The organism is Actinacidiphila sp. bgisy144 (genome assembly GCF_057708105.1).
This window is the reverse complement of sequence record NZ_JBYIRM010000001.1, coordinates 409,863-432,516: the sequence shown is the minus strand read 5'-3', so window position 1 is coordinate 432,516 and position 22,654 is coordinate 409,863. Positions and strand designations below refer to the sequence as shown.

The window sequence follows — 22,654 nt, the reverse complement described above, 5'->3', positions numbered from 1 at the left end:
TCCCACCGGACGGGCTCTCCCGCGACCCGTTCAGACCATTTGAGAATCAACCCTGAGAGGGATTGACGACACAGTGCTCGACGTCAACTTCTTCGACGAGCTGCGGATCGGCCTGGCCACCGCGGACGACATCCGGACCTGGTCGCACGGCGAGGTCAAGAAGCCCGAGACCATCAACTACCGCACCCTCAAGCCGGAAAAGGACGGGCTCTTCTGCGAGAAGATCTTCGGCCCCACCCGGGACTGGGAGTGCTACTGCGGCAAGTACAAGCGTGTCCGCTTCAAGGGCATCATCTGCGAGCGCTGCGGCGTCGAGGTCACCCGCGCCAAGGTGCGGCGTGAGCGGATGGGCCACATCGAGCTGGCCGCGCCGGTCACCCACATCTGGTACTTCAAGGGCGTGCCCTCGCGCCTGGGGTACCTGCTCGACCTCGCCCCGAAGGACCTGGAGAAGGTCATCTACTTCGCGGCGTACATGATCACCTGGGTGGACGACGAGCGCCGCACCCGCGACCTGCCCTCCCTGGAGGCCCAGGTCTCCGTGGAGCGCCAGCAGGTCGAGCAGCGCCGCGACGCCGATGTCGAGGCCCGGCAGAAGAAGCTGGAGGCCGACCTCGGCGAGCTGGAGAACGAGGGCGCCAAGGCCGACGTCCGCCGCAAGGTGCGCGAGGGCGCCGAGCGCGAGATGAAGCAGCTGCGCGACCGCGCCCAGCGCGAGCTGGACCGGCTCGACGAGGTGTGGGCCCGCTTCAAGAACCTCAAGGTCCAGGACCTGGAGGGCGACGAGCTGCTCTACCGCGAGCTGCGCGACCGCTTCGGCACGTACTTCCAGGGCTCGATGGGTGCCGCGGCGCTGCAGAAGCGCCTGGAGTCCTTCGACCTGGAGGAGGAGGCCGAGCGCCTCCGCGAGATCATCCGCACCGGCAAGGGCCAGAAGAAGACCCGCGCCCTGAAGCGGCTCAAGGTGGTCTCCGCGTTCCTCCAGACCACCAACAAGCCCGGCGGCATGGTGCTGGACTGCGTCCCGGTGATCCCGCCGGACCTGCGTCCGATGGTCCAGCTCGACGGTGGCCGCTTCGCCACCTCCGACCTGAACGACCTGTACCGCCGGGTGATCAACCGCAACAACCGCCTGAAGCGCCTGCTCGACCTCGGTGCGCCCGAGATCATCGTGAACAACGAGAAGCGGATGCTCCAGGAGGCCGTCGACGCGCTCTTCGACAACGGCCGCCGCGGCCGCCCGGTGACGGGCCCCGGCAACCGTCCGCTGAAGTCGCTCTCCGACATGCTCAAGGGCAAGCAGGGCCGGTTCCGCCAGAACCTGCTCGGCAAGCGCGTGGACTACTCCGCCCGCTCGGTGATCGTCGTCGGCCCGCAGCTCAAGCTGCACCAGTGCGGCCTGCCCAAGGCCATGGCGCTGGAGCTCTTCAAGCCGTTCGTGATGAAGCGCCTGGTGGACCTCAACCACGCGCAGAACATCAAGTCGGCCAAGCGCATGGTCGAGCGCGGCCGCACGGTCGTGTACGACGTGCTGGAAGAGGTCATCGCCGAGCACCCGGTGCTGCTCAACCGCGCGCCGACCCTGCACCGGCTGGGCATCCAGGCGTTCGAGCCGCAGCTCGTCGAGGGCAAGGCCATCCAGATCCACCCGCTGGTCTGCACCGCGTTCAACGCGGACTTCGACGGCGACCAGATGGCCGTGCACCTGCCGCTGTCCGCGGAGGCGCAGGCCGAGGCCCGCATCCTGATGCTGTCCTCGAACAACATCCTCAAGCCCGCCGACGGCCGCCCGGTCACCATGCCGACCCAGGACATGGTGCTCGGCCTGTTCTTCCTGACCACGGACTCCGAGGAGCGCGAGGTCATCGGCGAGGGCCGGGCGTTCGGCGCGACCGCCGAGGCGATCATGGCCTTCGACGCGCGCGAGCTGTCCATGCAGGCCAAGGTGGACATCCGCTTCCCGGTGGGCACCGTCCCGCCGCGCGGCTGGACCCCGCCGGAGCCGGTGGAGGGCGAGGAGCCGTACCAGGTCGGTGACAGCTTCCGGCTGCGCACCACCCTGGGCCGGGCGCTCTTCAACGAGCTGCTGCCCGAGGACTACCCGTTCGTGGACTACGCGGTCGGCAAGAAGCAGCTCTCCGAGATCGTCAACGACCTCGCCGAGCGGTACCCGAAGGTGATCGTGGCGGCGACGCTCGACAACCTGAAGGCGGCCGGCTTCCACTGGGCGACCCGTTCGGGCGTCACCGTGGCCGTCACCGACATCGTGGTGCCCGAGGCGAAGAAGGGCCTGATCGCCTCCTACGAGGCGCTCGACGAGAAGGTCCAGAAGCAGTACGAGCGCGGCCTGATCACCAAGCAGGAGCGCTCGGACGAGCTGATCAACATCTGGACCAAGGCGACCAACGAGGTCGCCCAGGCGATGAACGCCAACTTCCCGAAGACCAACCCGATCTTCATGATGGTCGACTCGGGTGCCCGCGGAAACATGATGCAGATGCGTCAGATCGCGGGTATGCGCGGCCTGGTGTCGAACGCCAAGAACGAGACGATCCCGCGTCCGATCAAGGCGTCCTTCCGCGAGGGCCTGTCCGTGCTGGAGTACTTCATCTCCACCCACGGTGCCCGTAAGGGTCTGGCCGACACCGCGCTGCGCACCGCCGACTCGGGTTACCTGACCCGTCGTCTGGTGGACGTCTCGCAGGACGTGATCATCCGCGAGGAGGACTGCGGCACCGACCGCGGTCTGAAGCTGCGGATCGCCGAGCGCGCCGAGGACGGCTCGCTGCGCAAGGCCGAGGACGTCGAGACCAGCGTGTACGCGCGGATGCTCGCCGAGGACGTCGTGGTGGACGGCAAGGTCATCGCCCCCGCCAACGTCGACCTGGGCGACGTCCTCATCGACCAGCTGCTGCGGCACGGCGTCGAGGAGGTCAAGACCCGCTCGATCCTCACCTGCGAGTCGGCGGTGGGCACCTGCGCCTACTGCTACGGGCGTTCGCTGGCCACCGGCAAGCTGGTGGACATCGGCGAGGCGGTCGGCATCATCGCCGCCCAGTCGATCGGTGAGCCCGGCACCCAGCTGACGATGCGTACCTTCCACACCGGTGGTGTGGCCGGTGACGACATCACGCAGGGTCTGCCGCGTGTGGTCGAGCTCTTCGAGGCGCGCGTGCCCAAGGGTGTCGCGCCGATCTCCGAGGCGGCCGGCCGGGTCCGGATCGAGGAGACCGAGAAGACCAAGAAGATCATCGTCACCCCGGACGACGGTGCCGACGAGATCGCCTACCCGATCTCCAAGCGCGTCAAGCTCCAGGTCGGCGAGGGCGACCACGTCGAGGTGGGCCAGAAGCTCACCTACGGCGCGACCAACCCGCACGACGTGCTGCGCATCCTCGGCCAGCGCCAGGTCCAGATCCACCTGGTGCAGGAAGTGCAGAAGGTCTACAACTCGCAGGGCGTGTCGATCCACGACAAGCACATCGAGATCATCATCCGGCAGATGCTGCGCCGGGTGACGATCATCGAGTCCGGCGACGCGGAGCTGCTGCCGGGCGAGCTGGTCGAGCGCGGCCGGTTCGAGACCGAGAACCGCCGCGTGGTCTCCGAGGGCGGTCACCCGGCCTCGGGCCGCCCGCAGCTGATGGGTATCACCAAGGCCTCGCTGGCCACCGAGTCCTGGCTGTCGGCCGCCTCCTTCCAGGAGACGACCCGGGTGCTGACGGACGCGGCGATCCACGCGAAGTCGGACTCGCTGCTGGGCCTGAAGGAGAACGTCATCATCGGCAAGCTCATCCCGGCCGGTACGGGCCTGTCCCGCTACCGCAACATCCGGGTGGAGCCGACCGAGGAGGCCAAGGCCGCGATGTACTCGGCCGTCGGCTACGACGACATCGACTACAGCCCGTTCGGCACCGGCTCCGGCCAGGCGGTGCCGCTGGAGGACTACGACTACGGCCCGTACAACGGCTGAGGCGTGGGCCTGACGGCCTGAGCAGTCATGGAGGGCGGCCGCCCCGGGGTTCCGGGGCGGCCGCCCTTTCGCGTGCGTGCCCGGGGTCGCCCGCCAGGCCCCCTTCGGGGCCGAGATAGTTGCGTGATACCGTTATCTCCAGTTGTCATCATCTGATGACATCACTGGGTGACATCGCCTGGTGACATCCGAACCCGGGGAGAGCGGCGGCACCGTGTCCAGCAGCGCACACATAACAGGCGGGGCCACCGGCCCCGGGGCCCTACCGAGCGGGCTGCGGCTGCGGCTGCTCGGGCCGACCCTGATCATCGTCGGCTCGCTGATGTCGGTCGTCTCCAGCCTGGGCGCCCCGCTGATCCCCACCATCGCCGACGCCGACGGGGTCTCGCTGAGCACCGCGGAGTGGCTGCTGACCATCACGCTGATGACCGGCGCCCTCGCCACCCCGCTGATGGGCCGGCTCTCCGACGGGCCCCGGCAGCGCGACGTGATCCTCGCCGCGCTCGGCTCGGTGGTCGCCGGCTGCGTGGTCGCCGCCCTGTCCAACGGCTTCGCGATGCTGATCGTCGGGCGTGGCCTGCAAGGGGTCGGCCTCGGACTGCTGCCGGTGGCGATGGCCGTCGCCCGGCGCAACCTCACCCCCGAGAAGTCGCGGCAGGCGATCGCCACGCTCTCGGTGACCGCCGCGATCGGCGCCGGCCTCGGCTACCCGGTCACCGCGCTGATCGCCGAGACCTTCGACTACCGGGGCGCGTACTGGTTCGGCGCGATCACCGTCGGCGCCGCCTTCCTGCTCGCCGCGTTCGTGCTGCCCGGCCGGGCGGACGTCCCCTCGCGGCGGTTCGACACGGTGGGCGCGACCCTGATCAGCCTGGTCGTCGTCGGGCTCTCGGTGGCGCTCAGCGAAGCCGGCGGCTGGGGGTGGACCTCGGCCCGCACCCTGGGCATCTTCGCCGCCAGCCTGGTGCTGCTCGCGGCCTGGATTCCGTACGAGCTGCGCACCACCGACCCGCTGATCGACCTGCGCCAGGTGAAGAACCGCTCGGTGCTCACCGCCGACACCGGCGGCTTCCTGATCAGCGTGGCGATGTACCTGCTGCTGCCGGTGGTGGTCGAGTTCGTCCAGGTCCCGACGGACCGGGGCTACGGCTTCGGCGCCTCGCTCGTCGTCTCCGGCCTGGTGCTGATGCCCTACGCGGCGGCGAACTTCGTGGCCAGCCGCTTCCTCGGGATCTACGAACGGCGGTTCGGCACCCGCAGCATGATCCCGCTGGGCTCGCTGATCTTCGCCTTCGGCACCGGCTTCTTCGCGCTGGAGCACTCCCACCTGTGGGAGGCGTTCGTGGTCACCGGGATCGCCGGCTTCGGGATGGGCTTCACCTACGCGGCGATGCCCGGCTTCATCGTGCGCGCGGTGCCGGCCAGTGAGACCGGCAGCGCGACTGGCTTCTACCAGGTGCTGCGCAGCATCGGCCTGACGCTGGGCAGCGCGCTGTCGGCCGCGGTGCTGATGGCGCACACCCCGGCGGGCAGCGCCCTGCCGAAGGTGTCCGGCTTCGAGACGGCACTGCTCTTCGCGTCGGCGCTGGCCGTGGCCACGGCCGTGATCAGCTTCGTGCTGCCCGGGCTGGGCGGCGGCAGCCGGGTGCGGGCGAAGGCCGAGGAGGCCGCGGCGGTCGTCCCTATGATGGAGGAGGAGGCCGAACTCGCCGGCTCCGGCTTCATGACCGTCGACGACCGGGCTTCGGACACCCGCTGAGGAGGACCACGGTGGGCGTCGCGCAGACGGGGCCCGGGCGCCCCCGCGATGCGGCCGCCAGCAGGCAGGCACTGCTGCGGGCCGCCCAGGAGCTGTTCGGGCAGAAGGGCTTCGAGCGGACCACGATCCGGGAGATCGGCGAACGCGCGGGCGTGGACGCCGCGTTGATCGCCCGCTACTTCGGCAACAAGGCGGAGCTGTATGTCGCCGCGGTGGTCGCCGAGGACGCCGCGGTCAGCGGGCCGGCCGAGTTCAGCGGGCTGGCGCAGATCGCGGAGACCCTGGTCCGGCGGTCCGACGAGCGCGGGCCCGGGCCCATCATGCAGGCCCTGATCCGGTCCGACACTTCGCCGGAGATCCGGGTGGCCGCCCGCGACCGCCTCGCCCGCCGCGTCGTGGAGCCCCTGGCCGAGGACATCGCCGGCCAGCACCTCGACCGGCCCCGGCTGCGCGCGGAGATCGCGGTCTCCGCGCTCTACGGCATCACCCTCAGCCGCTCGCTCGGCTGGTTCGAGGACATCCGGTCCGTCCCCCGCGCCGAACTGGCTGCCCTGGTCACCGAGGTCCTCACCCACCTCACCGCGACGCCGCCCGGCACCGACGGCGAACAGGCGTAGCCGCGCCGCTGTGTCACAACTTCTCGACACCGCACGGCAGTCGCGGCTGATCGGCGCCTGCCGGGGCATGCATCAACGCATGCTGGCGAGCGACGGGGACCGTGAGCGCGCGGTGGACATCCTCAAGGAGGCGTACACCCAGGGCCGGTTGCGGCCCGAGGAGTACGACGAGCGGGTCGGCCGGGCCTACCAGGCCCGCACCTACGACGACCTCGACCGGATCACCGCGGACATCCCCCACCCCGCCGCGCCGCCCTACCCGCTGCCGCCCTTCCCCCCGGCGCCCCCGCCCCCAGCCCCGGCCCCGGTCTTCGTCCCCGCGGTCCGGCGCACCAACACCGCGGCCACCGCCTCCCTCGTCTGCGGCGTCCTGGCCGCCTTCACCCTGGGCGCCACCGCGATCCCGGCGGTCATCTGCGGGCACGTCGCCAAGACCCAGATCCGCCGCACCGGCGAGTCCGGCGACGGCCAGGCCACCGCCGGCCTGGTCCTCGGCTACGCCTGCCTCGCCGTCATCACCGCCTTCATCGCCCTGGTCGCCGCCTTCATCGCCACCGCCCCGGGCCCCTGAGGCCCCTCGACACATCGGACCGCACCGGGAGCGCCGGGCCGCCGCCCCCCTCCTGCGGCTGCCCGGCGCCGTTCATCGGGCCTGCTCCAGGTAAGGCCGCAGGTGGTGGAGCCGGGTGTGGTAGTCCGGGTGAGAGGAAAGCAGCTTGCCGGGCAGGCCGCCGTGCGCCGTCGCGGCCGTAGTGCCGTGCGCTGTCAGCGCGAGACCCGCGGTGCGGGGGTCGGCCCACTGCTGCGACTGCATGACGTGCAGGACCTGGGCGAGCATCGGCGCGAAGCCCAGGGCGGCCGCGTGCCGGTCCGCCCGCAGCTCGGCTCGGCGACTGACGGCGGCCAGCAGGTACGGCGCAGCCAGGAGCGGTACGACGACGAACCAGTACGCGAGCGCGAGCGCTGCCACCGCACCGACCACCGCGATCAGCAGGAGGAAGGTGAGACAACTGCTGAACCGTCGGCAGAAGCGGGTCACGGCGCGGACCACGGCCCACGCCAGCCGTCCGGGGGCCGCGTACCAGGAGCCGAGCAGGGACGACCAGGCGTGACCGTCGGTGTGATGGCCGAGTTCGTGCGCCAGCACAGCGGCGAGCTGGTCCTCGGGCAGGGTGAGCGCGAAGCGCGTGATTCCGACGATGTGGCCCGCTGCCGAAAGGGCGTTGAGGTCGTCGCTGTCCTCGACCCAGAGCCGGTAGGCGCGCCCTTCCACACCGGCCCGCGCGGTCACCTTCCGCCACTGCGGCTCCAGGCGGGCCGACTCCCACGGGGTCGGGTAGCGCAGTCGCAGCAGGTAGCGGGCGATGAAGTCCTCGGATGGCGGGTGGAAGGCGAAAGCCCCCGAGGCGAGCCAGGCCACCACGACGACCCAGCCCTCGTGGGGGAGCACCGCCTGCGCGAGACCGGCGACGAGAACCAGGCTGACCACGAAGCTCGGCAGGTAGAACACCAACTGGCCGATCGCGGTGGCGTCCAGCCCGCGCTGCCGTTTGGCGATGTGCACCCGGCCCGGCGCATCGCCCGTCATCCGTTGCCGTGGAAACGGTGCCGAGTCCTGCGCAGGAGGGGGAGGAGGTGCGGTCTTGGTGGGGCCCGGCGCGGGGCGCGGCGGTCCGCCGCCGGGGTAGTCCGGCGGTACCGATCGGGAGGAGGTGGGGTATCGCGGTGGTGCCGGCTCCGCGGCGGTGGGGTACTGCGGCGGGACCTTGGCCGGGCCGCGGCTGTCGGCCGGGCCCTCGCCGGCAGCGTCGGACGGGGTGGTCATGCGGTTATGCCTTCCGGTGGGGCGTCGTGGGCGTCGTCAGCTCAGGAGCAGGGCGCTGGGTAGCAGTACCGCGCCCGCGGCGTAGGCGATCAGCCCTACGCGTATCCAGGCGTGCTTGGTGCCGACGATGCGGCTCGTGGCGGAGAGCGCGTCGATCAGACCCGCGTTCGGGGCGGCGTCGGTGTCCGCCAGCGCGCGGGCCAGCACGTCCTGGGCGACGGCACGCCGGATGTCGTCGAAGTAGGTCAGTGGGCGGCCGAGGGTCCAGAAGGCCCTGCCGTACCGGGGGGCGATCGCAAGGAGAAGGGACAGCAGACAGCCGCCGAGCGAGGCGACACCGGCCCACCACACGCATTGGGCCGCGGTCGGGAGACGTTCCGGCGTCCAGCCGTGTGCGGCGAGCAGCGCGCCGACCAGACCCGCCGTCATGCTCAACGCACCGAGCAGCACAGACGCCTTGTTGTCAGCGTGCGCGATCTCCGCGCGCAGCTCCGCGAGTAATCGGTGGCCGGCGACGGACGCGGTCACGGCTCGTCCGTCTTCGGCGGGGTCGGACCGTCGGGCGGTTCGTCCTGGGACCCGGCCCACGGCAGGGTGCCCGGTGCGGGAGAAACCCAGGTGGCGCCCGGCAGGTTGCGGGTGAACATGTCCTCGAAGAACTTGAGCGACTGCTTGGTCACGCCCTCACGTTGGTACTCCTCCAGACTCGGGCCTTTCAGAACCTCCATGGCGACCTGAGCCTGGCTCTGGATGAGGGCGATCTGGTCCTTGCGCAGGTTCTCCATCACCAGGCGGGAGTCCTCCGGGTGCTGGGCGAGGTGGAACGCCCAGGACGCCACACCCTCCTGTTCGAGGTAGTACTGGTAGTACTTGATCTTCTCGGCTTCCAGGCTCTGGCGTTCGATCTCGCCGCGTGCCTTGAGCATCGCCAGGTCGTGTTCCTGCTCGGCCTGAGCCGTCATGCGGTCCGCCTGGAGCCGGTCCTCACGCATGGCGAGCGCGTGCGAGACGCTGAGCTGCTCGTCGGCGTAGCGCTTCTGCCGAAGGCCACGCTGGTGCTCCAGGGCTTCGTCGTCCACGTGCAGGCGCAGGACCGAGTGCACCCGCAGTCCGGTCTCGCCGCCGAGCGGTCCCGCTGTCTCGACCGCGCGCCGCACAGCTTCCTCCGCGGCCGAGGCGCGGTCCACCGCGAACAGCCGGGTGTGCGGGCGGGCGAGTTCCTCGACCCGGCGGGTCAGCAGTGCCGGCACATCGCGTTCGCCACTGGAGACGAACAGGTCAGGACGGACGACCTGCCAGCTCAGCTCGGCTTCCGCCGTGAAGTGAAAGGCGTCGTTGTCGCTCGGCAGGCGCAGCGACGTCGCGCAGCGGTGAACACCGATGTCGACCTCGTACACGGCGGAGTACCGCTTCGTCGCCAGGTCCGAGCGGCTCGGCCGACGCGGCGGCATGAAGACGTCGTAGCCGCCCTTGCTGGTGGTGAACACCAGGGCGTCGTCGATCCGGGTGTACAGCTTGCGGTACTCGAAGCGCGCGAGCTGGCGCACCCGCAGCACGGGGTCGGGCACGTCGCTGTGCCGGTCGGCGCCCTGGTCCCAGTCCGGCGGGCGGGAGAAGTCCGCCATGGTCGTCACTCCAATTGGTCGCGGGGTGGATGGGGAGGTGCTGCGCTCTTTCCGCACGCGTGGATCGTGGTGCGGACATCTCGTGCGGATGAGCCGGCCTACAGTGCGGCGAGCAGCCGGCCGGCCGCCTGCGGCGGCTGTTCGCCGGGCGAGGACGGCAGGGTGCGCAGCAGATGGCTGAGACGTTTGCGGTCGTCGGCGGTCACCGCGATCGACGGCAGCAGGCACAGGAGGGCGGACTCGACGGTGGGGTCGGTGTCCGCCTGCCGCACCCACCGGCGAAGCGCCTGCAAGGCGCCCCCGGTGTGTTCCAGGTCGCCGAGAACCGCTCGCCACAGCGCCGCCAGGTGCCGGTCGTCCGCGGTACCGCTCGACGCTGCCGCTGCGGCGTGCCAGCGCAGCAGCAACAGGTTGTCGTCCGTGTGCTCGCAGGCCAGGACGAACGCACGGAGCACCACACGTCGGACCGGCGGCTTGTCGTGGACCAGGCCGGCCAGATCGGACAGTACCTGGCTGCGGGCCTCGGCGGCGGGCCCCGTGAGCAGCAGCGCCATGGACTCGGCGATCGGGCCGGCGGCCTCGTCATCGCCCTCGGCCCGGGCGGCGTCGCTCAGTGCTTCCACCGCTGCTTCCGGCATCTCCGCGCCGACGAGCCCGTATGCCCGGATCGCCGTCCAGCGCAGCCACTTGTCCGGCTGCGACGGATCGCACCAGGCGCGCAGGATGCTGGGGATGTTCGGAGCGCCCAATCCATGTGCAAGTGCAAGCGTGTTGGCGGCGACCAGGCAGCGGCGGTACCGCTTGGCACCGGCCCAGCCCTGTACGACGAGCGCCATGGCCGAGGGCAGGTCGGCGTATGTCAGCACCGCCGCGGTCGCCGCCGCACGGGTGCGGACCAGCGGCCGGCCGTCGTCGGCGAGTCGACGCAGCCAGCGGATCAGCGCGGGCCGGGCCGAGGGATAGCCGGTCCACACCTCGCGCAGCATGACCAGAGCGGCCAGCGGCTCACAGAAGCGGGCCTTGTACTGGCGGACCTCGCCCCACTCGGTGTACTCGACCTCCTCGTACCCCTGCGCGCGGGCCAGTTGCAGCCGCTTGTCGATGGAGGTGCCGAAGACCGGGATCACCGGTCGGACCGCGGGGTGCTCGGTCTGCTGGAGGGCGGCGTACAGCTCGTCGCTCAGCTCGGCGGCCAGGGCGTACGGGGCCTCGTTGAAGGCGGCGAGGGCGATCAGGAACGCCTTGTCCCGCAGCGGCGTCTCCTCGTCGCCGAACCACTCCTGTACCTGGTCGGTCACGGCCGCAGCCTGGAACGAGCCGAGCTTCTGCTCGGTCAACTCGCCCCGGGCGTAGGCCGCCAGCGCCTCCGCGAACCTCGCGGCCTCGCGAAGCTGGTGGTGGGCGTGGGCGACGAACTCCCGGACCGGCGCCATCCCGAGCAGCAACCGCTCGCGCTGAGCGTCACCGACCCGTCGGGCCAGATGGGACCGCAGGACGGCATCGGGCGCCGGCGGCTTCCACTCCGTGGGCCGTACGCCGGACAGCGACGCGGCCAGACCCACGGTGACGACGAGGTAGGCGTTCTCCTCCGTCAGCTTCTCCCGCAGGCCCAGGAGGTCGATGTCCCGCAGCGGATGGTCCCGGTCGGTGATCAGGTCGCAGATCAGGTAGCCGCGGGCGCCTGCGCCGAGTTCGTCCTTCAGCGCCGTGGGGCGGGTTTTCGGGTCGAGTTCGCGCACCGGAGCCGCGCCCAACGTGTGCAGCAACATGAGCGCGGCGCTGCGGCGGCCGGTGTAGGGAGCGCCGGACAGCACCAGCACACGGTCTTCGCGCAACCGGGCCAGGGCGGTGTCGACACGGTCGGCGTCCGCGACGAAGACCTCGGCCAGCTCGGCCAGTTCGGCGGGCGGGAGCAGCCCCGAGGTGTGGGTGGCGGACCCGTACCGGAAGTGGTTCTCCACCTTGCTGCCCATGATCAGGTCGCCGTGCACCCGGCCGCCGGACATTCCGATCTGGTCGCCCGCGGTCAGTCCTCCGCCGAACGCGCTCGGGGCGTGGAAGTACAGCTCGCGGCGGGCGACCCAGGGGTCCTGGGGGAGGTCGTCCTCGATCTCCTGTTGTTCCTCGCCGGCTTCCTGCCCGTCGGCCGAAGCGTCCTCCGCCTGCTGCTCCTCGGTCTGGTCCTGCCGACCGTCCGGGTCGCTCATCGGTGATCACCTTCCGGGTCCCGCCGGATGCCGCCCATGATCACGTCGCCGGTGACCTGGCCACCGCTCACCCCGATCTGGTCGCCCGCGACCTGACTGCCGCCAAAGGTCTGGGAGCCGCCGTTGAAGGTGAACTGGACGCTTCGGCCGGCAGCGTCCTGCGGGCGTGCCGTGCCCTGCGCAGGCGCCGGCACCGGCTCGGTCGAAGGCGTGGGACCCTCCGCCGCGCCGCCGGCGTCGACCGGTGCGCTGTGACGGCTCCCGGGCATGTCGGGCACCGGTCCGTGCAGCCAGGCGGTCAGCCGGTCCTCCTTCACCGCCACGGCGACCCGGTGGAACTCCTCCTTGTCCAGACCGCGGTGGCCGTGCCGGACCACGCCCTCGTAGACGGACGTCGACACGCACAACACGCAGTCGGCTGACTCCCGCTGCTGGAGCGCCGCGCGCAGTACGTCGGCGTCGAGCAGCCGGCACGCCTGGTTGAGGTCGTGTCCGACAAGGCCGCCGACCGTGCTGCCCTGCGGGTCGTGCGCGACCTCACCGGCCGCCAGGACGACGCGCAGCCGCATCTGGGTGCTGCTGGCGGCGAAGCGGTTGTACGCGTGAAGCGCGTCCGGCGTGGTCGTCAGCAGCGCGCGGAGCAACCGGGCTTTCGAGACGTCGCCGCTGATGAGGATGATCAGCCCGTCGCCGCGGTCCTCGCGGTACTGCTGGGTGCGCTCCACACCGGCCGCGGCGAGGCTGTCCTCCACGACGGTGTCGAGACCCCGCCGTAGGAACGCCTGCTCCACGTCGTCGCGCCGGCTGAAGCGCTCGATGTCGAAGAGCAGGATGGTGCGGTTCACTGGTTCCGTCATGGCCGCCTCTCAAGGACTCATCCGTGCCGCCTGACTCTCCCGCACCGCACTGACAATCGGGAGGGCCGCTGGCACAGACGGTCTGTGACCGAATGCACACAACGGGGTGCCGCTGCGCGGCAGTCCCGACCGCTACTCGCCGCGCCCGATCCGGCGCAGCTGCTCCGGCCGCACGATGACCAGGCTGCGACGGCTGGTACGGACGATGTCCCGTTCGCGAAGTTCCTTCAGCAGCCGCGCGACTGCTTCCCGCGAGGCCCCCACCGACCCGGCCAGGTCGTGCTGGCTCAGCCCGGTGGTGAGCCGCAGTCCCTCGGGCACCTGCGTGCCGTGGGTACGGGCCAGTTCCAGCAGGAGGATGGCCAGCCGTTCCCGTACGCCGAGCGCGCCGAACTCCACCCGTCGGCGGTCGCTGGCCCGGGTGCGGTCAGCCGTGAGCCCCAGGAGTTTCAGCGCGGTGGCAGGAGAGGAGGCCAACTGGGCCAGAAACCGTTCGCGTTCGATGGCCACGGCCTTGACCGCCTCCAACGCGGTCACCGTCGCCGAGCGCGGCCGCCCGCTGACCGCGGACGCCTCCCCGACGATGTCGCCCGGGCCGCGGAGCGCGAGCAGTGCCTCGTATCCGTTGACCGCGGAGTGCGTGACCTTGGTCCAGCCGCTGAGGATCAGCAGGACATGCGCGGGAGGCTCGTCCTGGTAGACGAGGGTCGCTCGTGGCGGGTAGACCAGCGGACGGCCGAGGGCGAGCAAGGCGACCCGGTCGTCGTGTTCCAGACGCGCGAGGAAGGGAATCCGGTCGTCCAGCGTGTTCGGCGGTTCGGGCCGGCCGGGCGGGCCGCTTCGATCGGTGGCACCAGTGACCGTCATGAGCGAAGCTCCCCCTCGATTCGCTGCGGTACGAGGCCGCATCACCTTAGTGCAGCGGCCCGCCGAGGGGGCCGGAACGGCCGCGCCGACCATGCGGTGCCAGCCACCCGTCCACGGGTCAAGGGGCCCGGCGCATTTGTTTTGACCGTAGCCGATGCGGTAGGTACGCTCTCATCTGTGCCTGGGGTGTGCCCGGGTCCTTGTGCGTGCCGTGTGACCGGACGAGGACATCGAGGCCGCGGCGCCCGACCATACGCGCTTTCCGATCTTCTGGACGCGGATGCGTGTGGGGTCCGCGACACACCCGACCGCGTGGGTCGGGTCCCAGGTTAGATTTATCGAGATCGGCACACAGAAACCGGAGAAACGGTGCCTACGATCCAGCAGCTGGTCCGAAAGGGCCGGCAGGACAAGGTCGAGAAGAACAAGACGCCCGCGCTGAAGGGTTCGCCCCAGCGCCGCGGCGTCTGCACGCGTGTCTACACGACCACCCCGAAGAAGCCGAACTCGGCCCTCCGTAAGGTCGCGCGTGTCCGTCTGACCAGCGGTATCGAGGTCACTGCCTACATCCCGGGCGAGGGCCACAACCTTCAGGAGCACTCCATCGTGCTCGTGCGCGGCGGCCGTGTGAAGGACCTGCCGGGTGTTCGCTACAAGATCATCCGCGGTTCGCTCGACACGCAGGGCGTGAAGAACCGTAAGCAGGCCCGCAGCCGCTACGGCGCCAAGAAGGAGAAGTAAGCATGCCTCGTAAGGGCCCCGCCCCGAAGCGCCCGGTCATCATCGACCCGGTTTACGGCTCCCCGCTGGTGACCTCGCTGGTCAACAAGATCCTCCTGCACGGCAAGCGCTCCACCGCCGAGCGCATCGTCTACGGCGCCCTGGAGGGCCTGCGCGAGAAGGCCGGCGCCGACCCGGTGATCACCCTCAAGCGCGCGCTGGAGAACATCAAGCCGACCCTCGAGGTCAAGTCCCGCCGCGTCGGCGGTGCGACCTACCAGGTGCCGGTCGAGGTCCGTCCGGGCCGCCAGAACACCCTGGCGCTGCGCTGGCTGGTCGGGTACTCCCGCGCCCGTCGCGAGAAGACCATGACCGAGCGGCTGATGAACGAGATCCTCGACGCCAGCAACGGCCTGGGCGCCTCCGTGAAGCGCCGCGAGGACACGCACAAGATGGCCGAGTCCAACAAGGCCTTCGCGCACTACCGCTGGTAGTCACCACCCCCATCGAGACCGAGAGAAGACTGAGCCACATGGCCACCACTTCGCTTGACCTGGCCAAGGTCCGCAACATCGGGATCATGGCCCACATCGACGCGGGCAAGACGACGACCACCGAGCGGATTCTGTTCTACACCGGTGTCTCCTACAAGATCGGTGAAGTCCACGACGGCGCTGCCACCATGGACTGGATGGAGCAGGAGCAGGAGCGCGGCATCACCATCACGTCGGCCGCGACGACCTGTCACTGGCCGCTCGACAACGTCGACCACACCATCAACATCATCGACACCCCCGGTCACGTCGACTTCACCGTCGAGGTGGAGCGTTCGCTCCGCGTCCTCGACGGCGCCGTGACCGTGTTCGACGGTGTCGCCGGTGTGGAGCCGCAGTCCGAGACGGTCTGGCGCCAGGCCGACCGCTACGGCGTGCCCCGTATCTGCTTCGTCAACAAGCTGGACCGCACCGGCGCGGAGTTCCACCGCTGCGTCGACATGATCGTGGACCGCCTCGGTGCGGTGCCGCTGGTCATGCAGCTGCCGATCGGTGCCGAGGCCGACTTCAAGGGCGTGGTCGACCTCGTCCAGATGAAGGCCCTGGTCTGGTCGCTCGAAGCGACCAAGGGCGAGATGTACGACACCGTCGACATCCCGGACACCCACGTCGAGGCGGCCGAGGAGTGGCGCGGCAAGCTGCTCGAGGCCGTCGCCGAGCACGACGACGAGATGATGGAGCTCTTCCTGGAGGGCCAGGAGCCCACCCAGGAGCAGCTGATCGCGGCCATCCGCCGGATCACGCTCGCCTCCAAGGGCGGCGCCGGCTCGGTCACCGTCACCCCCGTGTTCTGCGGCACCGCGTTCAAGAACAAGGGCGTGCAGCCCCTGCTCGACGCGGTCGTGCGCTACCTCCCGTCGCCGCTGGACGTCGAGGCCATCGAGGGCCACGCCGTCGGCAACGCGGACGAGGTCATCAAGCGCAAGCCGTCGGACGACGAGCCGTTCTCCGGTCTCGCGTTCAAGATCATGAGCGACCCGCACCTGGGCAAGCTCACCTTCGTCCGGATCTACTCCGGTCGCCTGGAGTCGGGTTCGGCCGTGCTGAACTCCGTGAAGGGCAAGAAGGAGCGCATCGGCAAGATCTACCGCATGCACGCGAACAAGCGTGAGGAGATCGAGTCGGTGGGCGCCGGCGACATCATCGCCGTGATGGGGCTCAAGCAGACCACCACCGGTGAGACGCTGTGCGACGACAAGAACCCGGTGATCCTGGAGTCGATGGACTTCCCGGCGCCGGTGATCGAGGTCGCGATCGAGCCCAAGTCCAAGGGCGACCAGGAGAAGCTGGGTGTCGCCATCCAGCGCCTCTCGGAGGAGGACCCCTCCTTCCAGGTCCACTCGGACGAGGAGACCGGCCAGACCATCATCGGCGGCATGGGCGAACTGCACCTCGAGGTGCTGGTCGACCGGATGCGGCGCGAGTTCCGGGTCGAGGCCAACGTCGGCAAGCCGCAGGTCGCGTACCGCGAGACCATCCGCAAGACGGTCGAGCGCATCGACTACACCCACAAGAAGCAGACCGGTGGCACCGGTCAGTTCGCCAAGGTGCAGATCATGCTGGAGCCGCTGGAAGGCGGCGACGCGACCTACGAGTTCGTCAACAAGGTCACCGGTGGCCGCATCCCCCGTGAGTACATCCCCTCGGTGGACGCGGGCGCGCAGGAGGCCATGAAGTTCGGCATCCTGGCCGGCTACGAGATGGTGGGCGTCCGCGTCACCCTGATCGACGGCGGCTACCACGAGGTCGACTCCTCCGAGCTGGCGTTCAAGATCGCCGGTTCGCAGGCGTTCAAGGAGGGTGCCCGCAAGGCGAGCCCCGTGCTCCTCGAACCGATGATGGCCGTCGAGGTCACCACGCCCGAGGACTACATGGGCGACGTCATCGGCGACCTCAACTCCCGCCGTGGCCAGATCCAGGCCATGGAGGAGCGTCACAGCGCCCGGGTCGTCAAGGGCCTGGTCCCGCTGTCGGAGATGTTCGGCTACGTCGGTGACCTGCGGTCCAAGACCTCGGGCCGGGCCAGCTACTCCATGCAGTTCGACTCCTACGCCGAGGTTCCGCGGAACGTCGCAGAGGAGATCATCGCGAAGGCCAAGGGCGAGTAGTACCCCCCGGTACCTCGTCTAGGCTTGACAGCAGGCTTTCGGGGCGTTTCCGGCACAACGGGCCGGAAACGCCCCCGGGTCGGCATTCCAGCAAAGATCACCTGGCGCCGATGAAGCAAGGCGTACAGATCCACTCCCAGGAGGACCCCAGTGGCGAAGGCGAAGTTCGAGCGGACTAAGCCGCACGTCAACATCGGCACCATCGGTCACATCGACCACGGTAAGACCACCCTTACCGCGGCGATCACCAAGGTGCTGCACGACGCGTACCCGGAACTGAACGAGGCCTCGGCCTTCGACCAGATCGACAAGGCTCCTGAGGAGCGCCAGCGCGGTATCACCATCTCCATCGCGCACGTCGAGTACCAGACCGAGTCGCGTCACTACGCGCACGTCGACTGCCCCGGTCACGCGGACTACATCAAGAACATGATCACCGGTGCCGCGCAGATGGACGGCGCGATCCTGGTGGTCGCCGCGACCGACGGCCCGATGCCGCAGACCAAGGAGCACGTGCTCCTGGCCCGCCAGGTCGGCGTGCCGTACATCGTGGTGGCCCTGAACAAGGCCGACATGGTGGACGACGAGGAGATCCTGGAGCTCGTCGAGCTCGAGGTGCGCGAGCTGCTCTCCGAGTACGAGTTCCCGGGCGACGACCTGCCGGTCGTGCGGGTGTCCGCGCTCAAGGCCCTCGAGGGCGACAAGGAGTGGGGCGAGAAGCTGCTCGGCCTGATGAAGGCCGTGGACGAGTCGATCCCCACCCCCGAGCGCGACGTCGACAAGCCGTTCCTGATGCCGATCGAGGACGTCTTCACGATCACCGGTCGTGGCACCGTCGTCACCGGCCGTATCGAGCGTGGTGTCCTGAAGGTCAACGAGACCGTTGACATCATCGGCATCAAGCAGGAGAAGACCTCCACCACGGTCACCGGCATCGAGATGTTCCGCAAGCTGCTCGACGAGGGCCAGGCCGGTGAGAACGTCGGTCTGCTGCTCCGCGGCATCAAGCGCGAGGACGTCGAGCGCGGCCAGGTCATCATCAAGCCGGGTTCGGTCACCCCGCACACCGAGTTCGAGGCGCAGGCGTACATCCTGTCCAAGGACGAGGGCGGCCGCCACACGCCGTTCTTCAACAACTACCGCCCGCAGTTCTACTTCCGTACCACGGACGTGACCGGCGTGGTGACCCTCCCCGAGGGCACCGAGATGGTCATGCCGGGCGACAACACCTCCATGACGGTCTCGCTGATCCAGCCGGTCGCCATGGAGGAGGGCCTGAAGTTCGCCATCCGTGAGGGTGGTCGTACGGTGGGCGCCGGCCAGGTCACCAAGATCAACAAGTAAGCCCTGCGGGCTCGTTGAGCCGTAGGTAGGTGCCCCACTCCGCTTGGAGTGGGGCACCTTTTGCGTGGGGCGGGTCAGCCGGTGGCGTCCTCACCGCGCTGTTTCAGCGCAGGAGCCGGTCGGCGGAGCGGGCTGCCGCGTAGCCGAGGGCGGCGGTCAGAAGGGCCGTGGCGGCGGCGACGCCGGCCGGGGCCGCGGTGGACAGGGTGACGGCCAGCACGGTCACCGCGACCAGCGGCCCGGCCGCGTACCAGGCGAGGTAGATCAGGGGGCCGGGGGAGCCGACGGGGGAGCCGCCCCCCAGGAACATCAACTGCGTGCGGGCCGGCCCGCGGCAGGCGCCGTAGAGCGCGGCCGCGGTGAACGGGAAGGCGCACAGCGGCAGGTAGAGCAGGGCGACCGGCGCGCCCCGCAGAGCGAAGGGGACCGCGGCCAGCAGCCCGAGGACGGCGCCGCCGAGCGCCGGCACGGTGCCGTGCTGGAGCATCAGGCTGCGCAGCCGGTACGGCGACCAGGCCGCGCGCCGCAGGTCGTCGGTCTCGACCCGGGCGGACTCCGCGAGCGCGCCCACCGCGAGGTAGCCGCAGACCAGGCCGATCACCAGGCCCACCGGGCGCCGCTCACCGCCCAGGTCGGCGCCGAGCCCGGCGGCGGCCGCCGCGGCCGCCGTCCACAGCACCGCGCGCCCCACCCTCCCGGGGGCGCGCAGCAGCGTCAGGGCGTCGCGCCAGGCGACCGCCAGGTAGCGCGCCGCCCGGCCGCGCGGCGGCGGCAGTCGGACCGTACGGGTGGCGTCGCCGCCGGCGGCGGAGAGCAACGCGAGCTTCGCGGCGCGCAGTTCGAGCGACCAGGCCACCGAGGCGACGGTGGTGGCGGTCGCGGACCTCGCGCGCAACTGCGCGGTCGGTACGGCCGCGGCCTCGCGGTGCGCGCCCGCCACGGCCGCGGCGGTGGCGGCGAGCAGCAGGGCGGCCGCGGCCGGCCAGCCGGGCGCGGCGCCGCCGCAGGCGCGGACCACCGGCTGCGCGGCCCAGCCCCAGGGGCCCGACCACAGCTCCACCCACTCCAGCGGCCGGCACCGGTGCCCGGCCCCGGCCAGCGCGGTCTGCGCGGCCAGCGCGGCGAGCAGCGCGGCGGCCGGCGCGGTCCAGCGCCGTACGTCCCGGGCGCGCTCCGGGCGGCGCTCCACCGCCATGCCGACGGCCGTCGCGAGCAGCGGCAGGCACAGCGCGGCGGGCAGCACCGCAAGCAGCGCGCTGCCGAGCGGTGCCTGCCCGGTCACGCGCAGCGCGACCGCGCCGGCCAGCCCGCCGAGCACGCCGGGCAGCAGCGCCAGGCCCGCGGACAGCCGGAACCAGGGCCGCAGCACCGCCGCCCGCCGGACCGGCTGCGCCAGCAGCCAGCCCACCGCCGGACCGGGCAGCACCACGGGCCCGCGCCACAGCGCGTCCCGCGCGGCGACCAGGAACAGCAGCAGGCCGAGCCCGGTGAACAGCGCGGGCAGGCCGCGGGTCAGCCCGGCGCCGAAGCCGCCGTAGTCCGCGCCTTCGCTGAGGCCGTGCAGGAAGTGGTAGGCCAGCCCGCTGCCGTAGCCGGCCACGGCCAGCAGCACCGAGTACAGCAGCACGGCCAGGTCCCGGCCCTGCTGCCGCCGGTGCGCCTTGCGCTTGGCGCGCAGCCACGCCAGTGTCTCCGCGGTCCGGTCGTCGTCGGCCTCGCTCCAGCCGCCGGAGGCGGTCTCCTCGGCCGGATCGGCGGTGTCGGCGGTGTCGGCGGTGCCGGCGGGGCCCGCCGCGCTTTCAGGACCGTGGGGCTGCGCGGCCGCGGGCAGGGCGGTCATGCGGACGTGCCCAGGTGGGGGAGGACCTCGGCGGGCGGGCCCTGCGCGGCCACCTGGCCGTCCTCCAGGGCGACCAGGTGGTCGGCGACGGCCGCGGCCAACTCGGGCTGGTGGGTGGCGAGCAGGACCGCCACGCCGCTCTCCTTCTCGGCGACCAGCAGCTCCGCCAGGCGGCGGCGGGCGCCCGGGTCCAGCCGCTGCTCGGGCTCGTCGAGGACCAGCAGGTCCCGCGGCCGGACCAGGGCGGCGGCCAGCAGCAGGGACTGCATCTGCCCGGAGGACAGCGCGCCCGGCAGCGCGTCGGCGTGGTCGGCGAGCCGGCGGTCGGCCAGCACCTGGTCGATCCAGCCGGCCGCGTCGTCGACGGCGTGCGCGACGGTCACCAGCTCCAGGTGCTCGCGCACGGTCAGGTCCGGGTAGCAGGCCACGGTGTCGCCGACCACGGCGACCCGGGCGCGCACCTCCGGGTCGTCCTCGCTGATCGGCCGCCCGGCGAACAGGGCCTGGCCGGTGCTGGGGGTGTCGCGGCCGGACGCGATCCGCAGCAGCGTCGACTTGCCGGAGCCGTTGTGCCCGAACAGCGCGGTGCACGTCCCGGCGGCCACGTCCAGGTCCAGCGGCCACAGGGCCCGCCGCTGCCCGTAGCTGCGGCCGACCTTCCGCAGCCGCAGCAGCGCACCCGAACCGTGGGCCTTCACCGCCATCACGTGCCTCCCTGCACTAGGTGGGTCCCCGTGACCCTAGTACGGCCGGCAGCGCAGGCGGCGGGGCGTGTCGGGTTGGCGACCGCCCGCCCCGGTGCGGAGCGCAGGACCCGACGCACGCCGCACGTCGCCGGACCTTTCCCACCCTCACGGTTTGGCCCGGACCCACTTCTGGTTGGAGGTGCCGGCGCAGTCCGCCAGCTGCAGCTTGGTCCCGTTGCCGGTTCCCTGGTTGACCGCGGCCACGCACTTGTTGGCGAGGATGCTCACCAGATCGCCGCCCGCGGTGGTGTTGAGGGTCCACACCTGGGCCGGGCCGCCGTTGCAGTTGGCCAGTTGGACCGTGGTGCCCGCGGCCGTGTCCGCGTTGGCAACGTCCATGCACAGTCCCAGCGAGTGGATGGTGCCGCGGTAGTCGGACGACCCGTCCAGGACGAAGGTCCACTGCTGCCAGGCGGCGCCGCTGCAGTCCCACAGCTCCAGCGGCTTGCCGTCCTTGCCCCCCGGCGCGACGCCGTCGGTCACCGTGATGCACCGGTGGGAGCCCCGGCCGACCAGCTCGACGGCCGAACTCCCGGTGGCGGGCGGCGTCGTGTGCGTGGTGCCGCCCCCGCCTCCGCCGCTGCTTCCACCGTGGGTGGCGCCGTGGGTGGCGCCGCCTCCACGGGTCGCGGTGTCCTGCGGTGTGGTGGGCACCGCCGCACTCGGGGTGGTGGTGGCCGGCTGTGGCTGCACAGGTGCGGAACCCGGGCTGGGGAGCACGCTCGCGGTGCTCTGCTGGACGAGTGGCGTGGCCCGGCTGCTGAGGGCGGGCGCATGGGTGAACCAGAGCGCGACGCCGGCGATGATGAGCCCCAGGCAGATGGTGAGGACGGTCAGGAGCCAGCGGGGCAGGACGCCGCGCTGGACGTAGGAGCCGTCCACGTTCAGCGGGCTGACCCCCGAGCGGGACACCGACAGCCGGTACGGCCGGTTCTGCTTGGGGCCGATCCAGATGATCTGGCGGGGCTTCAACGTGGCGGCGAGGAAAGCCGCTCGGCCCGGCTCGATACGGACGTTGGACGGGACGATCTCGTAGCCGAGTTGGTCGCCGTTGTCCTCGCCGGTCACGACGGCGGTGAGGGCGGTGTTGCCGAGGTTGTCGACCGCCAGCCTGGGCCGTCCCCGGAAGCGCCCCTTGACGGTGTGCGGGACGAGCTCGGCGCGCACCTCGACGAACGGCGTCACCGTGATGTTGCCCTCCGGGACGGTGGTCGCCTCGGGCTGCTCGGACGGGGTGATCTGGACGGCGTAGGGGTGCGGCCCGGCGGTGGCGTCGGGGGTACGGGGCGGCGCGACGGTGAGCTCGACCGTGCCCGTGGTACCCGGGTAGAGCCGGAGGGTGGCTGGTTCGGCGGTGATGTAGGGCGCGAGGTCACCGACGACGGTGAAGCGGTACTCGTCGACGACGTCGCCGGTGTTGCGGATGCGGAGGCGTACGGCCACAGTGCTGCCCGCGTCGACGGTCGTGGACGCGGGCTCCAGGGAACTCCATAGGCTCACCTTGGAAAGTTACAGGGGCGGGCGGGTGCCGGGGCAGAGCGCCAACGGGCCACCTTCCGCGCCCCGCAGCGCCTGCCGCGCCGTCCTCGGCCATCGCGACATGTCCGGACTC

The 22,654-nt window shown here is 71.0% G+C and carries 17 protein-coding genes; 8 read left to right on the top strand and 9 right to left on the bottom strand.

All coding sequences use genetic code 11. The features are described 5' to 3' along the window. Positions 1 to 73: 73 nt before the first annotated feature. The 4 genes from AC3EVP_RS02045 to AC3EVP_RS02030 all read left to right on the top strand — a co-directional run bounded on the left by AC3EVP_RS02045 (position 74) and on the right by AC3EVP_RS02030 (position 6,920). Positions 74 to 3,973, top strand: a complete 3,900-nt coding sequence (locus tag AC3EVP_RS02045) for a DNA-directed RNA polymerase subunit beta' (protein WP_335978282.1) — start codon at positions 74 to 76, stop codon at positions 3,971 to 3,973. A gap of 181 nt (positions 3,974 to 4,154) precedes the next feature. After that, positions 4,155 to 5,732: an MFS transporter gene (locus AC3EVP_RS02040; RefSeq protein WP_335978280.1), complete on the top strand. Its 1,578-nt coding sequence runs from the start codon at positions 4,155 to 4,157 to the stop codon at positions 5,730 to 5,732. Positions 5,733 to 5,743: 11 nt separating this feature from the next. Then, positions 5,744 to 6,349: a TetR/AcrR family transcriptional regulator gene (locus AC3EVP_RS02035; RefSeq protein WP_435125186.1), complete on the top strand. Its 606-nt coding sequence runs from the start codon at positions 5,744 to 5,746 to the stop codon at positions 6,347 to 6,349. Between the two features lie 79 nt (positions 6,350 to 6,428). Beyond that, entirely contained in the window at positions 6,429 to 6,920 is a 492-nt protein-coding gene (locus tag AC3EVP_RS02030; protein WP_435125183.1) for a DUF1707 and DUF4190 domain-containing protein, read from the top strand. Positions 6,921 to 6,992: 72 nt separating this feature from the next. Here the strand turns inward: AC3EVP_RS02030 and AC3EVP_RS02025 are convergent, their stop codons facing one another. The 6 genes from AC3EVP_RS02025 to AC3EVP_RS02000 all read right to left on the bottom strand — a co-directional run bounded on the left by AC3EVP_RS02025 (position 6,993) and on the right by AC3EVP_RS02000 (position 13,730). After that, positions 6,993 to 7,937: a M48 family metalloprotease gene (locus AC3EVP_RS02025; protein ID WP_435125180.1), complete on the bottom strand. Its 945-nt coding sequence runs from the start codon at positions 7,935 to 7,937 to the stop codon at positions 6,993 to 6,995. Between the two features lie 273 nt (positions 7,938 to 8,210). Further along, complete coding sequence (locus AC3EVP_RS02020) at positions 8,211 to 8,702, bottom strand: Pycsar system effector family protein (RefSeq protein WP_335978271.1); 492 nt, start codon at positions 8,700 to 8,702, stop codon at positions 8,211 to 8,213. After that, complete coding sequence (locus AC3EVP_RS02015; RefSeq protein ID WP_435125177.1) at positions 8,699 to 9,799, bottom strand: PE-PGRS family protein; 1,101 nt, start codon at positions 9,797 to 9,799, stop codon at positions 8,699 to 8,701. The genes AC3EVP_RS02020 and AC3EVP_RS02015 overlap by 4 nt, the downstream gene beginning before the upstream one ends. 98 nt (positions 9,800 to 9,897) lie before the next feature. Beyond that, positions 9,898 to 12,006 carry a hypothetical protein gene (locus tag AC3EVP_RS02010; RefSeq protein ID WP_435125175.1) on the bottom strand — a complete coding sequence of 703 codons (2,109 nt, stop codon included), beginning with the start codon at positions 12,004 to 12,006 and terminating at the stop codon, positions 9,898 to 9,900. Further along, positions 12,003 to 12,863 carry a hypothetical protein gene (locus AC3EVP_RS02005; protein WP_435125172.1) on the bottom strand — a complete coding sequence of 287 codons (861 nt, stop codon included), beginning with the start codon at positions 12,861 to 12,863 and terminating at the stop codon, positions 12,003 to 12,005. The genes AC3EVP_RS02010 and AC3EVP_RS02005 overlap by 4 nt, the downstream gene beginning before the upstream one ends. Positions 12,864 to 12,995: 132 nt before the next feature. After that, positions 12,996 to 13,730 (bottom strand): Crp/Fnr family transcriptional regulator, encoded by a 735-nt coding sequence (locus tag AC3EVP_RS02000; RefSeq protein ID WP_335978263.1) that lies wholly within the window; start codon positions 13,728 to 13,730, stop codon positions 12,996 to 12,998. Between the two features lie 369 nt (positions 13,731 to 14,099). Between AC3EVP_RS02000 and rpsL the strand changes: the two genes are divergently transcribed. From rpsL to tuf, 4 genes are all read left to right on the top strand, one after another. Then, on the top strand, positions 14,100 to 14,471 hold the full coding sequence (gene rpsL / locus AC3EVP_RS01995; RefSeq protein ID WP_014144289.1) for a 30S ribosomal protein S12: 372 nt from the start codon (positions 14,100 to 14,102) through the stop codon (positions 14,469 to 14,471). 2 nt (positions 14,472 to 14,473) lie between these two features. Continuing rightward, entirely contained in the window at positions 14,474 to 14,944 is a 471-nt protein-coding gene (rpsG, locus tag AC3EVP_RS01990; protein ID WP_033177779.1) for a 30S ribosomal protein S7, read from the top strand. Positions 14,945 to 14,982: 38 nt separating this feature from the next. After that, on the top strand, positions 14,983 to 17,112 hold the full coding sequence (gene fusA / locus AC3EVP_RS01985) for an elongation factor G (RefSeq protein ID WP_335978257.1): 2,130 nt from the start codon (positions 14,983 to 14,985) through the stop codon (positions 17,110 to 17,112). A gap of 150 nt (positions 17,113 to 17,262) precedes the next feature. Then, entirely contained in the window at positions 17,263 to 18,456 is a 1,194-nt protein-coding gene (gene tuf / locus AC3EVP_RS01980; protein ID WP_335978256.1) for an elongation factor Tu, read from the top strand. Between the two features lie 103 nt (positions 18,457 to 18,559). Here tuf and AC3EVP_RS01975 read toward each other — a convergent pair whose 3' ends face one another. The 3 genes from AC3EVP_RS01975 to AC3EVP_RS01965 all read right to left on the bottom strand — a co-directional run bounded on the left by AC3EVP_RS01975 (position 18,560) and on the right by AC3EVP_RS01965 (position 22,542). Then, positions 18,560 to 20,296: a hypothetical protein gene (locus AC3EVP_RS01975; protein ID WP_435125167.1), complete on the bottom strand. Its 1,737-nt coding sequence runs from the start codon at positions 20,294 to 20,296 to the stop codon at positions 18,560 to 18,562. Beyond that, complete coding sequence (locus tag AC3EVP_RS01970) at positions 20,293 to 21,000, bottom strand: ABC transporter ATP-binding protein (protein ID WP_435125164.1); 708 nt, start codon at positions 20,998 to 21,000, stop codon at positions 20,293 to 20,295. The genes AC3EVP_RS01975 and AC3EVP_RS01970 overlap by 4 nt, the downstream gene beginning before the upstream one ends. Positions 21,001 to 21,147: 147 nt before the next feature. Next, entirely contained in the window at positions 21,148 to 22,542 is a 1,395-nt protein-coding gene (locus AC3EVP_RS01965; protein WP_435125161.1) for a ricin-type beta-trefoil lectin domain protein, read from the bottom strand. Positions 22,543 to 22,654 lie beyond the last annotated feature (112 nt).